Annotated in this window: 17 protein-coding genes; 5 read left to right on the top strand and 12 right to left on the bottom strand. The window is 72.7% G+C overall.

Features of this window, described 5'->3' with window-relative positions:
- Window positions 1-97: 97 nt before the first annotated feature.
- The 11 genes from EV284_RS00380 to EV284_RS00330 all read right to left on the bottom strand — a co-directional run bounded on the left by EV284_RS00380 (window position 98) and on the right by EV284_RS00330 (window position 12,015).
- On the bottom strand, window positions 98-1,231 hold the full coding sequence (locus tag EV284_RS00380) for a polyprenyl synthetase family protein (RefSeq protein WP_130329110.1): 1,134 nt from the start codon (window positions 1,229-1,231) through the stop codon (window positions 98-100).
- Window positions 1,231-2,649 (bottom strand): hydroxysqualene dehydroxylase HpnE, encoded by a 1,419-nt coding sequence (gene hpnE / locus EV284_RS00375; RefSeq protein WP_130329108.1) that lies wholly within the window; start codon window positions 2,647-2,649, stop codon window positions 1,231-1,233. Before hpnE ends, EV284_RS00380 begins: the two co-directional genes overlap by 1 nt.
- A gap of 139 nt (window positions 2,650-2,788) precedes the next feature.
- On the bottom strand, window positions 2,789-3,739 hold the full coding sequence (gene hpnD, locus EV284_RS00370; RefSeq protein WP_165425416.1) for a presqualene diphosphate synthase HpnD: 951 nt from the start codon (window positions 3,737-3,739) through the stop codon (window positions 2,789-2,791).
- Window positions 3,736-4,632 (bottom strand): squalene synthase HpnC, encoded by an 897-nt coding sequence (gene hpnC, locus EV284_RS00365; protein ID WP_130329104.1) that lies wholly within the window; start codon window positions 4,630-4,632, stop codon window positions 3,736-3,738. The genes hpnD and hpnC overlap by 4 nt, the downstream gene beginning before the upstream one ends.
- A gap of 360 nt (window positions 4,633-4,992) precedes the next feature.
- Window positions 4,993-5,772 carry an ABC transporter ATP-binding protein gene (locus EV284_RS00360; protein WP_130329102.1) on the bottom strand — a complete coding sequence of 260 codons (780 nt, stop codon included), beginning with the start codon at window positions 5,770-5,772 and terminating at the stop codon, window positions 4,993-4,995.
- Window positions 5,765-6,694: an ABC transporter permease gene (locus EV284_RS00355; protein ID WP_130329100.1), complete on the bottom strand. Its 930-nt coding sequence runs from the start codon at window positions 6,692-6,694 to the stop codon at window positions 5,765-5,767. Before EV284_RS00355 ends, EV284_RS00360 begins: the two co-directional genes overlap by 8 nt.
- A 76-nt stretch (window positions 6,695-6,770) precedes the next feature.
- Window positions 6,771-7,643, bottom strand: a complete 873-nt coding sequence (locus EV284_RS00350) for a glycosyltransferase (RefSeq protein WP_130329098.1) — start codon at window positions 7,641-7,643, stop codon at window positions 6,771-6,773.
- Window positions 7,644-7,648: 5 nt separating this feature from the next.
- Entirely contained in the window at window positions 7,649-8,428 is a 780-nt protein-coding gene (locus EV284_RS00345) for a CDP-alcohol phosphatidyltransferase family protein (protein WP_130329096.1), read from the bottom strand.
- Entirely contained in the window at window positions 8,406-9,467 is a 1,062-nt protein-coding gene (locus EV284_RS00340; RefSeq protein ID WP_130329094.1) for an iron-containing alcohol dehydrogenase family protein, read from the bottom strand. The genes EV284_RS00345 and EV284_RS00340 overlap by 23 nt, the downstream gene beginning before the upstream one ends.
- Window positions 9,455-10,207 (bottom strand): phosphocholine cytidylyltransferase family protein, encoded by a 753-nt coding sequence (locus EV284_RS00335; protein ID WP_130329092.1) that lies wholly within the window; start codon window positions 10,205-10,207, stop codon window positions 9,455-9,457. Before EV284_RS00335 ends, EV284_RS00340 begins: the two co-directional genes overlap by 13 nt.
- On the bottom strand, window positions 10,204-12,015 hold the full coding sequence (locus EV284_RS00330) for a DUF5941 domain-containing protein (protein ID WP_130329090.1): 1,812 nt from the start codon (window positions 12,013-12,015) through the stop codon (window positions 10,204-10,206). Before EV284_RS00330 ends, EV284_RS00335 begins: the two co-directional genes overlap by 4 nt.
- 283 nt (window positions 12,016-12,298) lie before the next feature.
- Between EV284_RS00330 and galE the strand changes: the two genes are divergently transcribed.
- The 3 genes from galE to idi all read left to right on the top strand — a co-directional run bounded on the left by galE (window position 12,299) and on the right by idi (window position 15,072).
- On the top strand, window positions 12,299-13,270 hold the full coding sequence (gene galE, locus EV284_RS00325; RefSeq protein WP_130329088.1) for a UDP-glucose 4-epimerase GalE: 972 nt from the start codon (window positions 12,299-12,301) through the stop codon (window positions 13,268-13,270).
- Between the two features lie 162 nt (window positions 13,271-13,432).
- Window positions 13,433-14,374 (top strand): cation diffusion facilitator family transporter, encoded by a 942-nt coding sequence (locus EV284_RS00320; protein WP_130329086.1) that lies wholly within the window; start codon window positions 13,433-13,435, stop codon window positions 14,372-14,374.
- A gap of 104 nt (window positions 14,375-14,478) precedes the next feature.
- Window positions 14,479-15,072 (top strand): isopentenyl-diphosphate Delta-isomerase, encoded by a 594-nt coding sequence (gene idi / locus EV284_RS00315; protein ID WP_130329084.1) that lies wholly within the window; start codon window positions 14,479-14,481, stop codon window positions 15,070-15,072.
- A gap of 13 nt (window positions 15,073-15,085) precedes the next feature.
- Here the strand turns inward: idi and EV284_RS00310 are convergent, their stop codons facing one another.
- Window positions 15,086-15,580: an ATP-binding protein gene (locus EV284_RS00310; RefSeq protein ID WP_130330901.1), complete on the bottom strand. Its 495-nt coding sequence runs from the start codon at window positions 15,578-15,580 to the stop codon at window positions 15,086-15,088.
- A gap of 299 nt (window positions 15,581-15,879) precedes the next feature.
- Here EV284_RS00310 and EV284_RS00305 point away from each other — a divergent pair, with 299 nt between their 5' ends.
- The gene (locus EV284_RS00305; protein ID WP_130329082.1) at window positions 15,880-16,635 is read left to right on the top strand and encodes an enoyl-CoA hydratase/isomerase family protein; all 756 of its coding nucleotides are present in this window, start codon (window positions 15,880-15,882) and stop codon (window positions 16,633-16,635) included.
- An 81-nt stretch (window positions 16,636-16,716) separates the two neighbouring features.
- Window positions 16,717-16,836: an LPFR motif small protein gene (locus tag EV284_RS33480; protein WP_254641675.1), complete on the top strand. Its 120-nt coding sequence runs from the start codon at window positions 16,717-16,719 to the stop codon at window positions 16,834-16,836.
- The last annotated feature ends 82 nt before the right edge of the window (window positions 16,837-16,918 follow it).

The raw sequence follows: 16,918 nt of genomic DNA, 5'->3' as shown, positions 1-16,918 counted from the left end.
TTCGAGTCGTGCTGCTGTGGGTCCGCCGTCGGCCGGTGTGCCGCTGATCGCGTCGCACCGGCCGGCGACTACGCGAGGGTTATTCGGCCGATAGTGATCATCTCTTCCTGACGACGACGAAGTCGGCGAGCGCCGTGAAGGCGTCCCGCACCCGGTCGGGCATGTCGACGGCGTGCAGGGCCTCGACGGCGACGGTGTGCTGACGCCGCGCCTCGTCCGCCGTCCACTCGCGGCCGCCCGCCTCCTCGATGAGGGCGGCGCGGGCCGCGAACTCCTCCTCGGAGAACGCGGCGAAGTCGCTGCTCTTGGCGTCGGCGGCGAGGATCTCGCCGAGCCGCTCGGAGGCGGGGCCCCCGGCGGCCAGGGCCGCCACCACGGGCAGGGACTTCTTGCGCTGGCGCAGATCGCTCCAGGTCTGCTTGCCGGTGGACTCCGGGTCGCCCCAGATCCCGAGGAGGTCGTCGACGGCCTGGAAGGCCAGGCCGAGGTGGTAGCCGTAGCGCTCCAGGGCGTCGGCCGTGCGGTCGTCGGCGCCGCCGAGGACCGCGCCGATGGAGGAGGCGCAGGCCAGCAGGGCACCGGTCTTGTTGCCCTCCATCTCCAGGCACTCCTCGACGCTGACGCGGTCGCGGTGCTCGTAGGAGATGTCCTGGGCCTGGCCGTCGATCAGGGCGCGGGTGGCCGCGGTCAGCCGTCGGGTGGCGCGGCCGGCCTCGACGGTGCCCAGCTCCAGCAGGACCTCGTTGCCGAGGGCGAACAGGGCGTCGCCGACCAGGATGGCCTGGGCGGGGCCGTGCACCTTCCAGACGGTGTCGCGGTGGCGGCGCTGCTCGTCGCCGTCCATCAGGTCGTCGTGCAGCAGGGAGAAGTTGTGCACCAGCTCGACGGCGACCGCACCGGGCACCCCCACCTCGGGGGCGGCGCCGGTGACCTCGGCGGAGAGCACGGCGAGGGCGGGACGCACGGCCTTGCCGCCGTCACCGGCGGCCGGGTTCCCGGCGGCGTCGATCCAGCCGAAGTGGTAGGCGGCGACGGTGTCCATCGGGGGCGCCAGCCGGTCGACGGCGGCGCGCAGCACCGGGGTGGCCAGGGTCCGGCCGCGCTCCAGCAGTGCGGTCACGTCCACGGCGTCGGCGGCTGTCGAGGCCGGGGGCGGCACAGTGGGCACAGTCTCTCCTCTTGTTGCGGTACCGGGGGTGCGGGGCCCCTCCGGGCTGTGCTGATCGAGCATCAGGCCGCCTCCTCGAACTGGAAGAGGCGGCGGGGGCGGGGCCGGCCCAGGGCGTCCAGCGCGGCGTCGGCCGCGCTCACACCGCTGCGGACCGCGCTCTCCATGGTCGCGGGCCAGCCGGTGGCGGTCCACGCGCCGGCCAGGCAGAGGCCGGGAGCCTTGGTGCGGGCGCCGGGGCGCAGCCGCCCGACGCCGGGGGTGGGGGCGAACGTCGCGGTGCGCTCGCGGGTGACGAAGAAGTCCCGTACCCGTGCGGTACGGGTACCGGGAATCAGCCGCTCCAGCTCGGGCAGATAGCGCTCGCGCAGGTCGGCCACGGGGGCGTCGATGTCGTCGTGCGCGGCCGACTGGGAGAGCGCCAGGTACTGGCCCTCGCGCAGCCCGGAGGCGGCGGTGCGGTCGAAAACCCACTGCACGGGCGTGCCGAGCGCGGTCAGGAAGGGCCGGGCGAGCACCGGACGGTCGTACACCACGTGCACGTTGAGGATCGGCGCGGTGCCGATGCGCAGCAGCCGCCCGGGGTCGTCGAGCGCACCGGCGGGGAGCAGGTCGTGGGTCTCGCGCTGGGGTACGGCGAGGACGACCGCGTCGGTGTCGATCGTCTCGTCGGCGGTCCGCACGCTCCAGCGCCCGTCCGTGTTCCGGGAGAGGGAGGTGACGCGGGTGCGCAGCTCGGTGCGGACACCCGCGGCGTCCAGGGCCTTGCGGGCCAGCCGGTCGTGCAGATCGCCCAGCGGGACGTGCGCCCAGCCGATGTCGGCCGCGCCCGGCTCGGACAGCAGCCCGGTCTTGAACACCATCGCGGCCAGTCCGAGCGAGGCGTCGCCCGCGACCGCGTTGAGGGTGGCGACCCCGACCAGGTCCCACAGCGCCTCGATGGCGCGTGCCGACTGGCCGTGCCGGGCCAGCCAGGAGCCGAAGTCCTGGTCGTCCAGCGCCGGGTCGGCCGGGTCGAGCCCCTTGAGCGCGAGCGCGGCCCGACCCACCGAGGCCCGCTCGGCGAGCGAGAGGTGCGGGTACGCGGCCAGGCTCCGCCCCAGGTGCAGCGGTACGGGCAGCGGGTCGCGCCGCAGCCGGCCGAGCCGCCGCCCCTCGGGCTTGTCGACGTCGACCACGGGAACGTCGAGCCGGTGCTGCAGCGGGGCCAGCGCGGTGCCCTCGATCCGGTCGAGGAACCAGCGGTAGGCGGTGCAGCAGCGCAGGTACACGTGCTGGCCGTTGTCCACGGTCAGGTCGCCGCGCTGGAAGGAGAAGGCGAGCCCGCCGAGCCGGGGCCTGCCTTCGAGCAGGGTGACGCGCACGCCCGCGTCGGCGAGGGCGAGGGCCGCGGTGACCCCGGCGAGACCGCCGCCGACCACGACGGCGTCCCGGCCGGTGCCGCCGGTCTGCGCCCGTGCCGGGCGGGGGGTCTCCCTCATGCCGCGTCCTTCCGTGCGTGCCGCGCGGGCCGGCCGCACCGCGCCCGTCCGGCCGTCGCAGTCAGGGACGCCGCGCCGCGGGCGGGGGTTGCCCGCGGCGGCCGGGCCGCCTCGACCGCCTCCCGGGTCCCGGCCGCCATCAGGCGCGCCCTCTGAGCGTGTGCCGCGAGACGTGCCGGGTGTCGAAGCCGGACAGGCCGCGCACGGCGACGTACGCCTTCTCGCGGCCGGGCAGCGAGACGCGGCCGCGCAGCACGGCCTCCGGGTCGCGCTCGATCCGGTCCAGCAGACGGCGGTAGATCCCGGCCATGGCGGCGACGCAGGCGCCGCTGCGGCGGTCCAGCATGGGCAGCAGCCGGTAGCCCTCGGCGAACAGAGCGCGGGCGCGGCGGACCTCGAAGTGCACCAGGCCCGCGAAGTCGGAGCCCTCGGGCGGGGTGGGTCCGGCGAACCCGGCCGAGCAGCCGAACTTGGCCAGGTCGTCGGCGGGCAGGTAGGTGCGGCCGCCCTCGGCGTCCTCGCGGACGTCGCGGAGGATGTTGGTGAGCTGCAGGGCGAGCCCCAGCGTGTCGGCGTACTCGGGGGCGCGCTCGACGCCGCGTGCGCCGGGTTCGGTGCCGAAGACGCCCAGCGAGAGGCGTCCGATGGCACCGGCCACGCAGCGGCAGTAGACCTTGAGGTCGTCCCAGGTCTCGTAGGTCGCGCCGCGCACGTCCATCTGGACGCCGTCGATCAGCTCGTCCAGGCCGCCGAGCGGGATCGGGAAGACCCCGGCGGCGTGGGCGAGGGCGACGGCCACCGGGTCGGTGTCGTCCTCCTCGACCGCGCCCGCCCGGACCCGGCCGAGCAGCGCCCGGGTGTCCTCCAGACGCTCCACCTTGACCGCGCCGGGCAGCTCGCCGTCGCCGATGTCGTCGACGCGCCGTGAGAAGGCGTAGAGCGCCGACATCGCGCGGCGCTCGGGCGTCGGCAGCAGCCGGATGCCGTAGGCGAAGTTGCGGGCCTGCTGGCCGGTGACCGTCTCGCAGTAGCGATAGGCGGCGAGTACCGGTGCGGACACGGCTTGCGAAGCCTCCACTGCCCGGATCACCCCTCTCCTCGCAGGGTCGTGCCCGCCTCACGCAGCAGCTGGAGCTTGCCGGGCTTGGGCGGGCCGGGAAGTACGTCGAAATCGGCGGCGGCGATCGCCCGGACCGCCGCCTTTCCTCCCGCCACGAATCCCGCGAGCAGCAGCTTCAGTCTGCCGTGGACGCTACCCACGAGGGGGGCGCCTTCATTCAGCAGATCATGTGCGCGTCGGGCTTCGAACGCGACCAGGGCGCGTACGGACGCGCCGGCACTCGGGGCGGCGAGATCGCTCTCCTGGACATGGAAACGCTTCATGTCCTGGGCGGGCAGGTAGACGCGGTCGCGGCCGAGGTCCTCGGCGACGTCCTGGAGGTGCTCGACGATCTGCAGCCCCGTGCACACGGCGTCGGAGCGGCGGATGCGCTCGGGGGTCGCGGTGCCGGTGACGGCGAGCACCAGGCGGCCGATCGGGTTGGCGGAGAGTTCGCAGTAGGCGCGCAGGTCGTCGTAGGTCTCGTACCGGGCGACGAGCTGGTCCTGGCGGTTGGCGGCGATCAGGCCGAGGAAGGGCTCGGGGGTGAGGCGGCGGCGGCGCACGGTGGGCTGGAGGCGGCGCAGCAGCGGGTGGTGCGGGGTGCCCTCGAAGACGCGGCCGAGGTCGGCCTCGAAGGCGTCGAGCAGGGCGAGCCGGTCGTCGGCCCGCTCCGGCGGGACGCCGAGGACGCGGGCGTCGGCACCGCCGGGGGCCAGGTCGCCGTCGCCGATGTCGTCGACCAGGCGGGCGAAGCCGTAGACGGCCATGAGGTCGGTGCGCCAGGCGCGGGGCAGGAAGAAGGGGGCCACGGGGAAGTTCTCGCGCGCGGCCTTGTCCAGCGTGGCGCGTTCCAGTGCCGTCGCCGTGTCGGTTCCCGTCACTGCGCGCTGCCCGGCGCAAGGACGGCGGGGCTCACGTCGAGCAGGGGAGTTTCCGTAGCCATTGCCGTCACATCTCCCGTTCTACACTGCCGACCCGATACACACTATTTCGGACACGCCGCCGACCCTCCGGGGGGCGTCCCGGCGGAGGGTGTCGCGCATTATCGCCCCGATTGCCGGTTTCCGGCACCGGTACAGCTTACGTTGTACAACGCGCCACGGTCCCTCGGGGTGTCCGGCGCATCACGACAACACACCGATGGACGCCAAGATTCCTGCGCACCACCGGAGTTGACGCATCCTTTGCAGACGCCGGGCCCCGCCGGGGAATGTCCGGCAGGGCCCTGACGGAGACACGGGCTACTTGCCCGTGAACTTCTCGTACTCCTTGAGGACCTCTTCGGTGGGCCCGTCCATGCGGAGTTCGCCGCGTTCCAGCCACAGGACGCGGTCGCAGGTGTCGCGGATGGACTTGTTGTTGTGGCTCACCAGGAAGACCGTGCCGGCCTCCTTGCGCAGTTCCCGGATGCGTTCCTCGGAGCGCTTCTGGAAGGCCCGGTCGCCGGTCGCCAGCGCCTCGTCGATCATGAGGACGTCGTGGTCCTTGGCGGCGGCGATGGAGAACCGCAGCCGCGCCGCCATGCCGGAGGAGTACGTGCGCATCGGCAGCGTGATGAAGTCGCCCTTCTCGTTGATCCCGGAGAAGTCGACGATCCGCTGGTAGCGCTCCTTGATCTGCTCACGGGACATGCCCATGGCGAGACCGCCCAGGATGACGTTCCGCTCACCGGTCAGGTCGCTCATCAGCGCCGCGTTGACGCCCAGCAGCGAGGGCTGGCCGTCGGTGTAGACCTTGCCCTTCTCCGCCGGGAGCAGGCCGGCGATGGCCCGCAGCAAGGTCGACTTGCCGGAGCCGTTGGAGCCGATGAGGCCGATGGCCTCGCCCCGGTAGGCGGTGAAGGACACCCCGCGCACGGCGTGCACCTTGCGCACCCCGCGCGGCTCACCCCGCTTGATGATGCGGCTCAGGGCGGCGGTGGCGCTGCCCTTGCCGGTCTTGGCCCCGTTGACCCGGTAGACGATGTGCAGCTCGTCCGCGATGACGGTGGGCCGGCGATCGCCGGTGTTCTGCTCAGCCACGGCCGTACCGCTCCTCAGCCTTCCAGAAGTACACGAAGCCGCCGCAGAAGACGACCACGGCCCAGCCGAGGGCCAGGGCCCACACGTGCGGGGGCAGGTTCGAGGCGCCGTAGCCGTCGATCAGGGCGTAGCGCATCAGGTCCATGTAGACGGCCGCCGGGTTGGCCTGGAGCACCCGGACGATCCACTCGGGCTTGCCCGCCAGCATGTGGTTGATGGAGAACATCACGCCGGACGCGTACATCCAGGTCCGCAGTATGAACGGCATCAGCTGGGCGAGGTCCGGCGTCTTGGCGCCCATGCGGGCCACGATCATCGCGAGCCCGGTGTTGAACAGGAACTGCAGCACCAGCGCCGGAAGGATCAGCAGCCAGGACGGCTGCGGATAGTTGCCGAACCCGATCGCCACCAGGAACACGACGATCATCGAGAACAGCAGCTGCTGGAGCTGCTGCAGCGAGAACGAGATCGGCAGCGCGGCGCGCGGGAAGTGCAGGGCGCGCACCAGGCCGAGGTTGCCGGAGATCGCGCGGACGCCCGACATCAGCGAGCTCTGCGTGAAGGTGAACACGAACACGCCGGTGACCAGGAAGGGCACGTAGACGTCCTGCGACATACCCCGGCTGGCCTTGAGGATCAGGCCGAAGATCGCGTAGTACACGGCCGCGTTCAGCAGCGGGGTGGCCACCTGCCAGAGCTGGCCCAGCTTGGCCTGGCTGTACTGGGCGGTCAGCTTCGCCTGGGAGAAGGCGAGGATGAAGTGGCGGCGGCTCCACAGCTGCCGGACGTACTCGACGAGCGAGGGGCGGGCACCGCTCACCGCGAGCCCGTACTTGGCGGCGAGGTCTGCCGCCGGCAGGCTCTCGTCGGGCGACGGGGCCGCGGTCACCGCGACACCGCCGTCATGGGTTGTCTCACTCACTGGGGGAAACTTTCGTCTTCGAGTACATCGTCCGGTTCGCCTCGGCGGGGCCACTGGCCCGCCCCACCCGAGCTTCTCAGATCACCGGGGGACGGCCCAGCCGGGTCAGCCGCCACACCGTACGCCAGCGCATCGGGCGGCGGGGACCGCAGGGGGTGGCCCAGCCCTCCTTGAACCCGCCGAACCACGCCTTCAGCGCCGGTCCGGAGGGACGGCGGGCCAGCGTGAGCAGCAGCCAGACGCCAAGGTAGACGGGGACGAGCGGCAGGGGAAGGTTGCGGCGGGCCAGCCAGACGCGGTTCCGGGCCACCATGCGGTGGTACACCGCGTGCCGCGAGGGCGCGGTCGTCGGGTGGTACAGCACCATGTCCGACCGGTAGTCGATCATCCAGCCGGCGTCCAGCGCCCGCCAGGCGAGGTCGGTCTCCTCGTGGGCGTAGAAGAACTCGTCCGGCAGTCCGCCCACCTCGCCGAGCACCTTGGTACGGACGGCGTTGGCGCCGCCGAGGAAGGTGGTCACGCGGGAGGAGCGCATCGGGTCCGCGGCACGCAGCCGGGGCACGTGCCGGCGCTGGGTCTCACCGGTCTCCGGGTCCGCGATGCGGAAGCTGATGATGCCCAGCTCCGGGTCGGCGGCGAACGCGGCCCGGCACAGCTCGGCGGTGTCCTGGCGGGCGAGCAGACCGTCGTCGTCCAGGAACAGCAGGATGTCGACGTCACCGCCACCGGGGCCGAACGCCTCGATGCCGACGTTGCGGCCGCCGGGGATGCCGAGGTTCTCGGGCAGTTCGACGGTGCGCACGCCCTCGGGCACGTCGGGCACCGGCGAGCCGTTGCCGACGACGACCACGGAGACCTTGTCGCCGTCCTGCTTGGCGACGGAGTCGATGAGCGCCCGCAGCTCCTCGGGGCGGTTGCCCATGGTGATGATGACCGCGCCGACCTTCATGCCGTTCACCTCAGCCTGCTCGACGCGAGAATGGACACCAGGTGCAGCAGGGTCTGGAGCAGCGCGATGCCCGCCAGCACGGCGGTGCCGAGCCGGGTGAAGAACAGGTCGCCGCGTACCTGGTCCACGATGGCCAGCACCAGGATCAGCAGCGACGCCTCGATGCCGAGGATCAGCCGGTGGAACTTGAGGGCCGCGGCGGCACGCCGGGCCAGCGCCATCCCGGAGGAACGCGGCTCGGCGGCCGACTCCTTGACCGGAGGCAGTCCGCTCTGGTGCCGGGCGACCCCGACGAGGTCGGTCTCCGCCTTGATCAGGATCGCGCCGAGCGCCGCCAGCGTCCCGAGGAACGCCCACAGCCAGTCGATACGGCCGCTGCCGAACAGGTCGGCGGCGCGCAGCCCGAGGCCGACCAGCACGGCCGCGTCGGTCAGGTAGGCCCCGACCCGGTCGAGGTAGACCCCGGCGAGCGAGTACTGCTTGCGCCAGCGGGCGATCTCGCCGTCGACGCAGTCCAGCAGCAGGTAGAGCTGCGTGGCGACGATGCCGAGCACGGCGCCCGTGATCCCGGGCACCAGCAGGGCCGGGGCCGCGAGCACACCGCAGACGGTCATCAGGTACGTGAGCTGGTTGGGCGAGATCCTGGTGTTCACCAGGTAGCGGTCGATGCGCAGGGACACCTCACGCATGTAGAGGCGTCCCGCCCAGTGCTCACCGCTGCGCCGGTCCTTCACCCCCGCGGGGTGGACGACCGGGCGGAGTTCAGCTACCGATGGCCTTGACATAGTCGGCGTAGATGTCCTTGATCTGCTCAGTCTTGAGGTCGAGGTGTTCGAGGATCGTGTAGCGGCCGGGCCGGGTCTCGGGGGCGAACTCCACGACGCGGACGAACTCGTCCGCGGTGAAGCCGATGTCCTCGGCCAGTACCGGCAGCCCGTGGCGGCGCAGGACGCCGGCCATGTGCGCCGACTCCTCGTGCGCCCCGCGCAGGTACATGGCGAAGGCGGCGCCGAGGCCGCACTGCTCGCCGTGGCTGGCGGCCCGCTGGGGGAAGAGCAGGTCGAAGGCGTGGTTGATCTCGTGGCAGGCGCCCGAGGACGGCCGCGAGTCGCCGGAGACCGACATGGCGATGCCGGACAGCACCAGCGCCTCGGCCAGGACCTGGAGGAAGTCGTTGTCCTCGATCCCGCCGGGGTGCCGGAGCACGGCCTCGCCGGCCTGGCGGGCCATGGCGGCGGCGAGACCGTCGATCTTCTCGCCGTTGACCCGGTTGGCCAGCTCCCAGTCCGCGATGGCGGACACGTTCGACACCGCGTCGCCGATGCCCGCGCGCACGAAGCGCGCCGGGGCGGCCCGGATCACGTCCAGGTCGATCAGGACCGCGATCGGGTTCGGCACCCCGTAGGAGCCCCGGCCCGCGTCGTTGTCCAGGGTGGCGACCGGCGAGCACAGGCCGTCGTGCGCGAGGTTCGTCGGCACGGCGACCAGCGGCAGGCCGACCCGCGCGGCGGCGTACTTGGCGCAGTCGATGATCTTGCCGCCGCCGAGGCCGACCAGCGCGTCGAAGTGCCCCGCGCGGATGTCGTCCGCGAGGCGTACGGCGTCGTCCAGCGTGCCGCCGCCGACCTCGTACCAGGTCGCGCCCGGCAGCTGCGGGGCGACCCGCTCGCGCAGCCGGGCGCCGGAGCCGCCGCTGACGGCGACGGCCAGGCGGCCGGAGTGCGAGATGCGCTCGTCGGCGAGCACGGTGGCCAGGTCGGCGAGGGCACCCGGGCGGATGTCGACGACGACCGGCGAGGGGATGAGCCTCGTCAGTACTGGCACGCGATCTTCCGTCCCTTGGCGAGGTCGTCGTGGTTGTCGATCTCGACCCAGGAGACGTCGCCGATGGGCTGGACGTCGATCTGGAAGCCCCGGTTCACCAGCTCCTGGTAACCGTCCTCGTAGTAGAGCTGCGGGTCGCGCTCGAAGGTCGCGCGCAGGGCGTCCGCGAGGTCGGCGGCCGCGTCGCCCTCGATGAGGGTGACACCGATGTACTCACCGGTGGCCTCGGCGGGGTCCATCAGCTTGGTGATCCGCTGGACGCCCTTGGCGGGGTCGACGACGACCTTCATCTCCTCGTCCGCCAGGGACTTCACCGTGTCCAGCGCGAGGATGATCTTCTTGCCGTCACCACGGGCCGCGAGCAGCGTCTTCTCGACCGAGACCGGGTGCACGGTGTCGCCGTTGGCGAGGATCACGCCGTCCTTCAGCGCGTCCCGGCCGCACCACAGGGAGTAGGCGTTGTTCCACTCCTCGGCCTTGTCGTTGTCGATCAGGGTGATCTTCAGGCCGTACTTCGCCTCCAGGGCCGCCCGGCGCTCGTACACGGCCTCCTTGCGGTAGCCGACGATCACACCGACCTCGGTCAGGCCGACTTCCGCGAAGTTGCCGAGGGTGAGGTCGAGAACGGTGAGCGACTCCTCGTCGCCCTCCGGGCCCACCGGCACCAGGGCCTTGGGCAGGGTGTCGGTGTAGGGGCGCAGACGCCGTCCGGCGCCGGCCGCCAGCACGAGGCCGATCATGCGGTTTCTCCTTCGTCGTGGACGGCGGGCGCCCCAGCGGACACCCAGAAGCGGATGCTCTCCACGAGCACCAGCAGAGCGACGCACACGGCGATGACCGTGAGCGCGACGGTGAACCGGGGGGCGGTCAGCAGCGCGGCAAGCACGGTGACGAGCAGCGTGCGCCCCTCCTGCCCCCCGATGGCGCGCACCAGCCAGGCCGGCGGCGCTCCGGCGTCGCCGCGGATGCGGTACACCGTGTCGTAGTGATGGTAGGCGACCGCCGCGACCAGCCCGAACGCCGCCGGGACGGCACCGTGGACGTCGGCACGGGCGGCCAGCGCGAGCACGGTGCCGTACTCCGCGGCGCGGAAGAACGGCGGGACGAGCCAGTCCAGCGAGCCCTTGAGCGGGCGGGCCGTGGCGAGCGCCGACGCGATGACGTACACCACCGCGCCCACGACCGGCAGCCACCCGCCGAAGCCGGTCAGCGCCGAGCAGGCGACCACGGCGGCGCCCCCGAGGAAGGCGACGGCCGGGACGGCGAGGCCGGGCAGGCCCCTCCTGAGCACGCGGCCCAGGGCCCCGCCGAGCGGGCCGGTGTCCGCGAGGTCGGCCAGCGCCCGCGCGGCCCGGTCCGTGCGCCTGGCCTTGCGGGTCAGCGAGCGCAGCACGCGCCCGGCCGTCGTGTACGTCGCGGCGAGGGCGCAGCCGATCAGCAGCACAAGGAAGGTGATGCGGGGGGTGGTGACCGCGGTGAGGACGGCGATCATGGCCCAGCGTTCGCCGATCGGCAGGACGATCATCCGGCGGACCCAGACCGTCCAGCCGACGCTGTCCAGCTTGTCGGAGAGGGCGGCGGTGGGGCTGGTGTTGGCGGTGGCGTCGTGGTTGGCCTCGTTGAAGGAGAAGTCCACGACGTGCCGGCAGGTCTGGAGGATCATCGCGCCGAGCGCGAGCGCCCAGACGTCGTCGCCGCCCCGGGCCGCCCCCAGCGCGAGGCCGGCGTAGTAGGCGTACTCCTTGGCCCGGTCGAAGGTGGCGTCCAGCCAGGCGCCGAGCGTGGAGTACTGGAGGGAGTAGCGGGCGAGCTGGCCGTCGGTGCAGTCCAGCACGAAGGAGGCGATCAGCAGCACGCCGGCCGCGATGAAGCCGGGGCGCGTACCGGTGGCGGCGCAGCCCGCCGCTATCAGCGCGGTGAGCAGGGAGGCGGTGGTGACCTGGTTCGGGGTCAGGCCCCGGCGGGCGCACCAGCGCGCGAGGTAGCGCGAGTACGGGCTGATGCAGAAGGTGGTGAAGAAGCCGTCGCGGGACTTCACCGCCGACTTCAGGCGGACGTCCTCCTCGTCGACGGCCAGGACGGCCTGCCGGGCCTCGTTGCGGGCCTGCGGGTCGGCGGGGACGGCGGCGACCAGGCTGCCCAGCTCGGGGCGGTGCACCGCGGTGCCGTCGGCGTCGAGGGCGGTGACCAGGCGGTCGGGCAGGCTGTCGACGGCGACCGCCGTGCCGCCGCCGGTCTCGTCCTGTATCTGGTCCTGCCCGTCCAGGGCCCGGCTCAGCGTCTGCCGGGCGGTGCCCTGGGCGGTGACGGCGCCGGGGACGGCGGCGAGCGGGAAGCGGGGGTCCGTGAGGCCGAGGCGCAGGGCGTGCGGGTGGCCGACGAAGCGGGCGTCGACGAGGGCCACGCGTCCGTCGGCGGGGGCGGCGGCGATCAGGTTCCGGGCCTCGGCTGTGTCGGCGGCCATGCGTACGTCGAAGCCGAGGGACCGCAGATCGCCTTCGAGGGACGATCCGGGGACCGGCTGACCGGTGACGATGGCGGTCGGCAACCGAATTCACTCCCTGGGTCCGGCGCGTCGGCGCCGGTCTGCTCCGAGATTGGGGGCGCCCCTCGCCTGCGGCTCGCCGGGGCGGCATGTCGGCAGAGGCTATCGGATGGGCCGGTGCGCCCGTTCACCGGGCGTTCAGGCCCGGTCCACCGGGGCCGCGCCCGCCTGTGCCGCGATCATCATCGGGGATGGGAGGGCCGGCCCACAAACCGCGCCCCGGCGGGCGGCGCGCAATCCGGGCATCGGGGACGTCCGGCGCGGGCTCGGCGTAGGGTCTGCGGACATGACGTGGTTGATCACCGGCGGAGCCGGATACATCGGGGCCCACGTGGCGCGGGCCATGCACGGCGCCGGGGAGGACGTGGTCGTCCTGGACGACCTGTCGGCGGCGGTGCCCGAGCGGCTGCCCGAGGGCATCCCGCTGGTCGCGGGTTCGACGCTGGACGGGGACCTGCTGAAGCGGGTGTTCGCCGAGCACGGGGTGACCGGTGTGGTGCATCTCGCGGCCCGCAAGCAGGTCGGGGAGTCGGTGGCGGAGCCCGTCCGCTACTACCGGGAGAACATCGGCGGCCTGGCGACCCTGCTGGACGCGATCGCGGACGCGGGCGTCCGCCGGCTGGTCTTCTCCTCCTCGGCGGCCGTGTACGGCAACCCGGACGTGGGCCTGATCACCGAGGACACCCCCTGTGCCCCGGTGAACCCGTACGGCGAGACCAAGCTCGCCGGTGAGTGGCTGGTCCGCGCCGCCGGACAGGCGCACGGCATCTCCACGGTGTGCCTGCGCTACTTCAACGTGGCGGGCGCGGCCGCGCCGGAGCTGGCCGACACCGGGGTGTTCAACATCGTCCCGATGGTCTTCGACCGGCTGACCCGCGACGAGGCGCCCCGGATCTTCGGCGCCGACTACCCGACGCCGGACGGCACCTGTGTCCGCGACTACATCCACGTCGCCGATCTCGCCGAGGCCCACCTCGCGGCGGCCCGGCGCCTGTCCGAGGACGCGCCGGCCGGTGATCTGACGCTGAACGTCGGCCGGGGCGAGGGGGTGTCGGTGCGCGAGCTGATCACGCTGATCGGCGAGGTCACCGGGGACCGGCGGGAGCCGGTGATCGAGGACCGGCGGCCGGGGGACGCGCCGCGCGCGGTCGCCTCCGCCGAGCGGGCGGCGGCCGAACTGGGCTGGCGGGCCCGGCTCGGGATGCCGGAGATGGTCGCCTCGGCGTGGGCGGGCTGGCAGCACCACGGCGGCCGGTAGAGGCAGCCGACACGGCTCTGACCTGCGGATCGTTTCCGCAGGTCAGAGCATATGACAACGGTGTTCAGTGCCGCGTTGCCCGGTGGCCGCCGACCGTAGTTCACTGTGAGCCGGTGCGTTCGTTTTGCGAGCCGGCGCGCGGCGCTGAAGGGCGGTTCTCTCATGGGGGCAGGGCACGACCACGGGCATGCGCACAGCCATGTGCCGTCCACCGGTACGGCCGCGGCCGCGTACCGGGGCAGACTGCGCGCGGCGCTGGGCATCACGCTCAGCATCATGGTGGTCGAGATCGTCGGCGGTCTGGTCGCGGACTCCCTGGCGCTGATCGCGGACGCCGCCCACATGGCGACCGACGCGGTGGGGCTGGTCATGGCGCTCCTGGCGATCCACTTCGCGGCCCGGCCGCCCAGCACCCACCGCACCTTCGGCTTCGCCCGCGCCGAGATCCTGGCCGCGCTCGCCAACTGTGTGCTGCTGCTCGGGGTGGGCGGCTATGTGCTGGTCGAGGCGGTGGAGCGGTTCCTGCGGCCGGCCGAGACGCACGGCGGGCTGATGGTGGTGTTCGGCGCGATCGGCCTGGTGGCGAACTCCGTCTCGCTCCTGCTGCTGATGCGCGGGCAGAAGGAGAGCCTCAATGTGCGCGGTGCCTTCCTGGAGGTCGCCGCGGACGCGCTGGGCTCGGTGGCGGTGATCATTTCGGCGGCCGTGATCCTGACCACCGGCTGGCAGGCCGCCGACCCGATCGCCTCGCTGCTCATCGGGCTCATGATCGTGCCGAGGACGCTTCGGCTGCTGCGCGAGACGCTGGACGTGCTGCTGGAGGCGGCGCCCAAGGACGTCGACATGACCGAGGTAAGGGCACACATCCTGGCGCTGGACGGTGTGGAGGACGTACACGATCTGCACGCCTGGACGATCACCTCGGGCATGCCTGTGCTCTCCGCACATGTGGTGGTAAGCACGGATGTGCTGAACGCCATCGGCCACGAGAAGATACTGCACGAGTTGCAGGGCTGTCTGGGCGACCACTTCGACGTGGAGCACTGCACCTTCCAGCTGGAGCCGGGCGGGCACGCGGAGCACGAGGCGCGGCTCTGCCACTGAGGTACTCGTACGGGTCGAGGACATGCGGACGTGCCGGGAAGTGCCGGGAGTGCCGGTTTCGTACGGCAGACTTGGGGGTGCGAAGACCGACGCGAAGGATGGGTATGCCGATCACACCAGCCACCGAGACGCACAGCTCGTCGAACGGCACCGCGGAGCCGATCTTGCTGGAACTCGTGGACGAGAACGGCGTGACGACCGGCACCGCGGAGAAGCTGGCCGCCCACCAGCCGCCGGGCCGGCTCCACCGGGCGTTCTCGGTGTTCCTCTTCGACGAGCGGGGGCGGCTGCTGCTCCAGCAGCGGGCGCTCGGCAAGTACCACTCCCCCGGGGTCTGGTCCAACACCTGCTGTGGTCACCCCTACCCCGGCGAGTCGCCGTTCGCGGCGGCGGCCCGGCGTACCCACGAGGAGCTGGGGGTCTCGCCCTCGCTGCTGGCCCAGGCGGGCACCGTGCGCTACAACCACCCGGACCCGGCGTCGGGCCTGGTGGAGCAGGAGTACAACCACCTCTTCGTCGGGCTGGTGCAGCAGACGCCGGCGCCGGACCCGGAGGAGGTAGGCGGGACCGCCTTCGTCACGGCGGCCGAGCTGGCGGAGCGGCACGCGCGGGAGCCGTTCTCCGCGTGGTTCATGACGGTGCTGGACGCGGCGCGTCCGGCGATCAAGGAGCTGACGGGGTCGGCCGCGGGCTGGTAGGCCCGCGGGACCCTCATCCGGGCAGCGCGGGTTTGAGCGGCAGGGCGGCCCAGATCACCTTGCCGCCGCTCGCCGTGTGCTCCACGTCGACCGCGCCGCCCGCCTCGCGCGCCACCTCGCGCACCAGCAGCAGCCCCCGGCCGCCGGTCTGGCCGTGGTCGGCCTCCAGCGCGGTCGGACGGTAGGGGTGGTTGTCCTCGACCGAGACCCGGATCCACTCGGCGCCGACGGCCACCTCCACCCCGAGCGTCGGGGAGAGCAGCGCGGCGTGCTTGACCGCGTTCGTGACCAGCTCGGAGACGATCAGCAGCAGCCCGTCCACCACTTCGTCCGCGACGGGTACGCCCTGGCGCAGCAGCAGATCCCGTACGGCGTGCCGGGCCTGCGGGACCGAGGCGTCCACGGCGGGGGCGGTGAACCGCCACACTCCTTCGTACGGCAGGGGTTCGGGCGGGCGTTCGGCGCCCTCCGCGGGGCGCGGCACACCCCCGCGCCCGTGGTTGTCCATCGTCCGGTCGCCACCCTCGCGCTCGATTGTCACCACACGTCGAGTGTTGGTAACGCGGGGGTCAGCTCCGGATGACTGAACACAAGTCAGCGGGTATCGAACGGTTCCGACCGCATCCGCACGGTGTGCTCGCGCAGATGACCGCATCTGTCGCCGCTACGTCCGGTTCGAGAACTATTCAGGTTGTACGGGTTGGTCGGGTCTGTACGGGGGCGCGGGGCGGCGGGGTCTTTCCGACCGCCTCCGCTGCGAGCCATCTCACCCGGCCGTGTCCGGTGCCCGCGGATAGCATCCGCCGCATGGAGCCCGATCTGTCGCACGCCGTCGCCGACCGCGTCGCCACCGTCGTCATCCGCCACCCGGCCAAGCGCAACGCCATGACGGCCGCGATGTGGCGGGCGCTGCCCCCGCTGCTGGCCGAGCTGGCCGGCGATCCCGAGGTGCGCGTGCTGGTGCTCACCGGGGAGGGCGGGACGTTCTGCGCGGGCGCCGACATCTCCACGCTGCGGGGCTCGCCCGCCGAGGCGCAGGGGCTCGCGGTGGCCGCCGAGGAGGCGCTGGCCGCGTTCCCCAAGCCGACGCTCGCCGCGGTCAGGGGCCACTGCGTGGGCGGCGGGTCCCAGCTCGCGGCCGCCTGCGATCTCCGGCTGGCGCAGGAGGGCGCGCTGTTCGGCGTGACCCCGGCCCGGCTCGGCATCGTCTACCCGGCCTCCTCCACCCGGCGTCTGGTGTCGCTGGTCGGCCCGGCCACCGCCAAGTACCTCCTCTTCTCGGCCGAGCTGATCGGCACCGACCGCGCGCTGCGCGCCGGGCTGGTAGACGAGGTGCTCCCGGAAGGTGAGCTGGACAAGCGTGTCGCCGCCCTCACCGCCACCCTGGCCTCCCGTTCCCTGCTCACCCAGGCCGCCGCCAAGGACTACGCCGACGGCCGCACCGACCGCACCGCCCACTGGACCGCCGAGGCCCTCGCCTCCACCGACACCGAGGAGGGCGTGACCGCCTTCCTGGAACGCCGCGAACCCCGCTTCACCTGGAGCGCGCCCACGAGCGGGTGATCCGCCCGGGGGCGTGGCGAGCCACACGCGGGGTACCCGGTGCGGACCGGGCAACCCGCCGGGTGGATTGGAGTTTGTCTCATGTTCCGTGCCATCGCCGATGTGCTGCGTCAGATAGGCGGAGCCATCGCCACCGTCGTCACCCTGCCGTTCCGGGCGCTCGCCCGGCTGTTCGGCGGGGCCTCCAGCGGTCGGGCCTGACGCGGGCGCCCGGTGCGCCCTGTCGTCGCCGGCCCCGTGCCACCTGCCACAATTGCCGCGCAACGTTCGGCGTCAGAAGGCG

This window comes from Streptomyces sp. BK022 (genome assembly GCF_004217355.1).
Taxonomy (GTDB): Bacteria; Actinomycetota; Actinomycetes; order Streptomycetales; family Streptomycetaceae; genus Streptomyces; species Streptomyces griseoluteus.
This window is presented reverse-complemented; position numbering and strand designations above follow the sequence as displayed.

Bases quoted from the DNA above. Each gene is read 5' to 3' on its own strand.
- idi (WP_130329084.1), top strand. From the start codon at position 14,479: ATGCCGATCACACCAGCCACCGAGACGCACAGCTCGTCGAACGGCACC.
- EV284_RS00350 (WP_130329098.1), bottom strand. From the start codon at position 7,643: ATGAAGGTCGGCGCGGTCATCATCACCATGGGCAACCGCCCCGAGGAG.
- EV284_RS00380 (WP_130329110.1), bottom strand. From the start codon at position 1,231: ATGCTCGATCAGCACAGCCCGGAGGGGCCCCGCACCCCCGGTACCGCA.
- EV284_RS00320 (WP_130329086.1), top strand. From the start codon at position 13,433: ATGGGGGCAGGGCACGACCACGGGCATGCGCACAGCCATGTGCCGTCC.
- galE (WP_130329088.1), top strand. From the start codon at position 12,299: ATGACGTGGTTGATCACCGGCGGAGCCGGATACATCGGGGCCCACGTG.
- hpnE (WP_130329108.1), bottom strand. From the start codon at position 2,649: ATGAGGGAGACCCCCCGCCCGGCACGGGCGCAGACCGGCGGCACCGGC.
- EV284_RS00310 (WP_130330901.1), bottom strand. From the start codon at position 15,580: ATGGACAACCACGGGCGCGGGGGTGTGCCGCGCCCCGCGGAGGGCGCC.
- EV284_RS00345 (WP_130329096.1), bottom strand. From the start codon at position 8,428: ATGTCAAGGCCATCGGTAGCTGAACTCCGCCCGGTCGTCCACCCCGCG.
- EV284_RS00335 (WP_130329092.1), bottom strand. From the start codon at position 10,207: ATGATCGGCCTCGTGCTGGCGGCCGGCGCCGGACGGCGTCTGCGCCCC.
- EV284_RS33480 (WP_254641675.1), top strand. From the start codon at position 16,717: ATGTTCCGTGCCATCGCCGATGTGCTGCGTCAGATAGGCGGAGCCATC.
- EV284_RS00305 (WP_130329082.1), top strand. From the start codon at position 15,880: ATGGAGCCCGATCTGTCGCACGCCGTCGCCGACCGCGTCGCCACCGTC.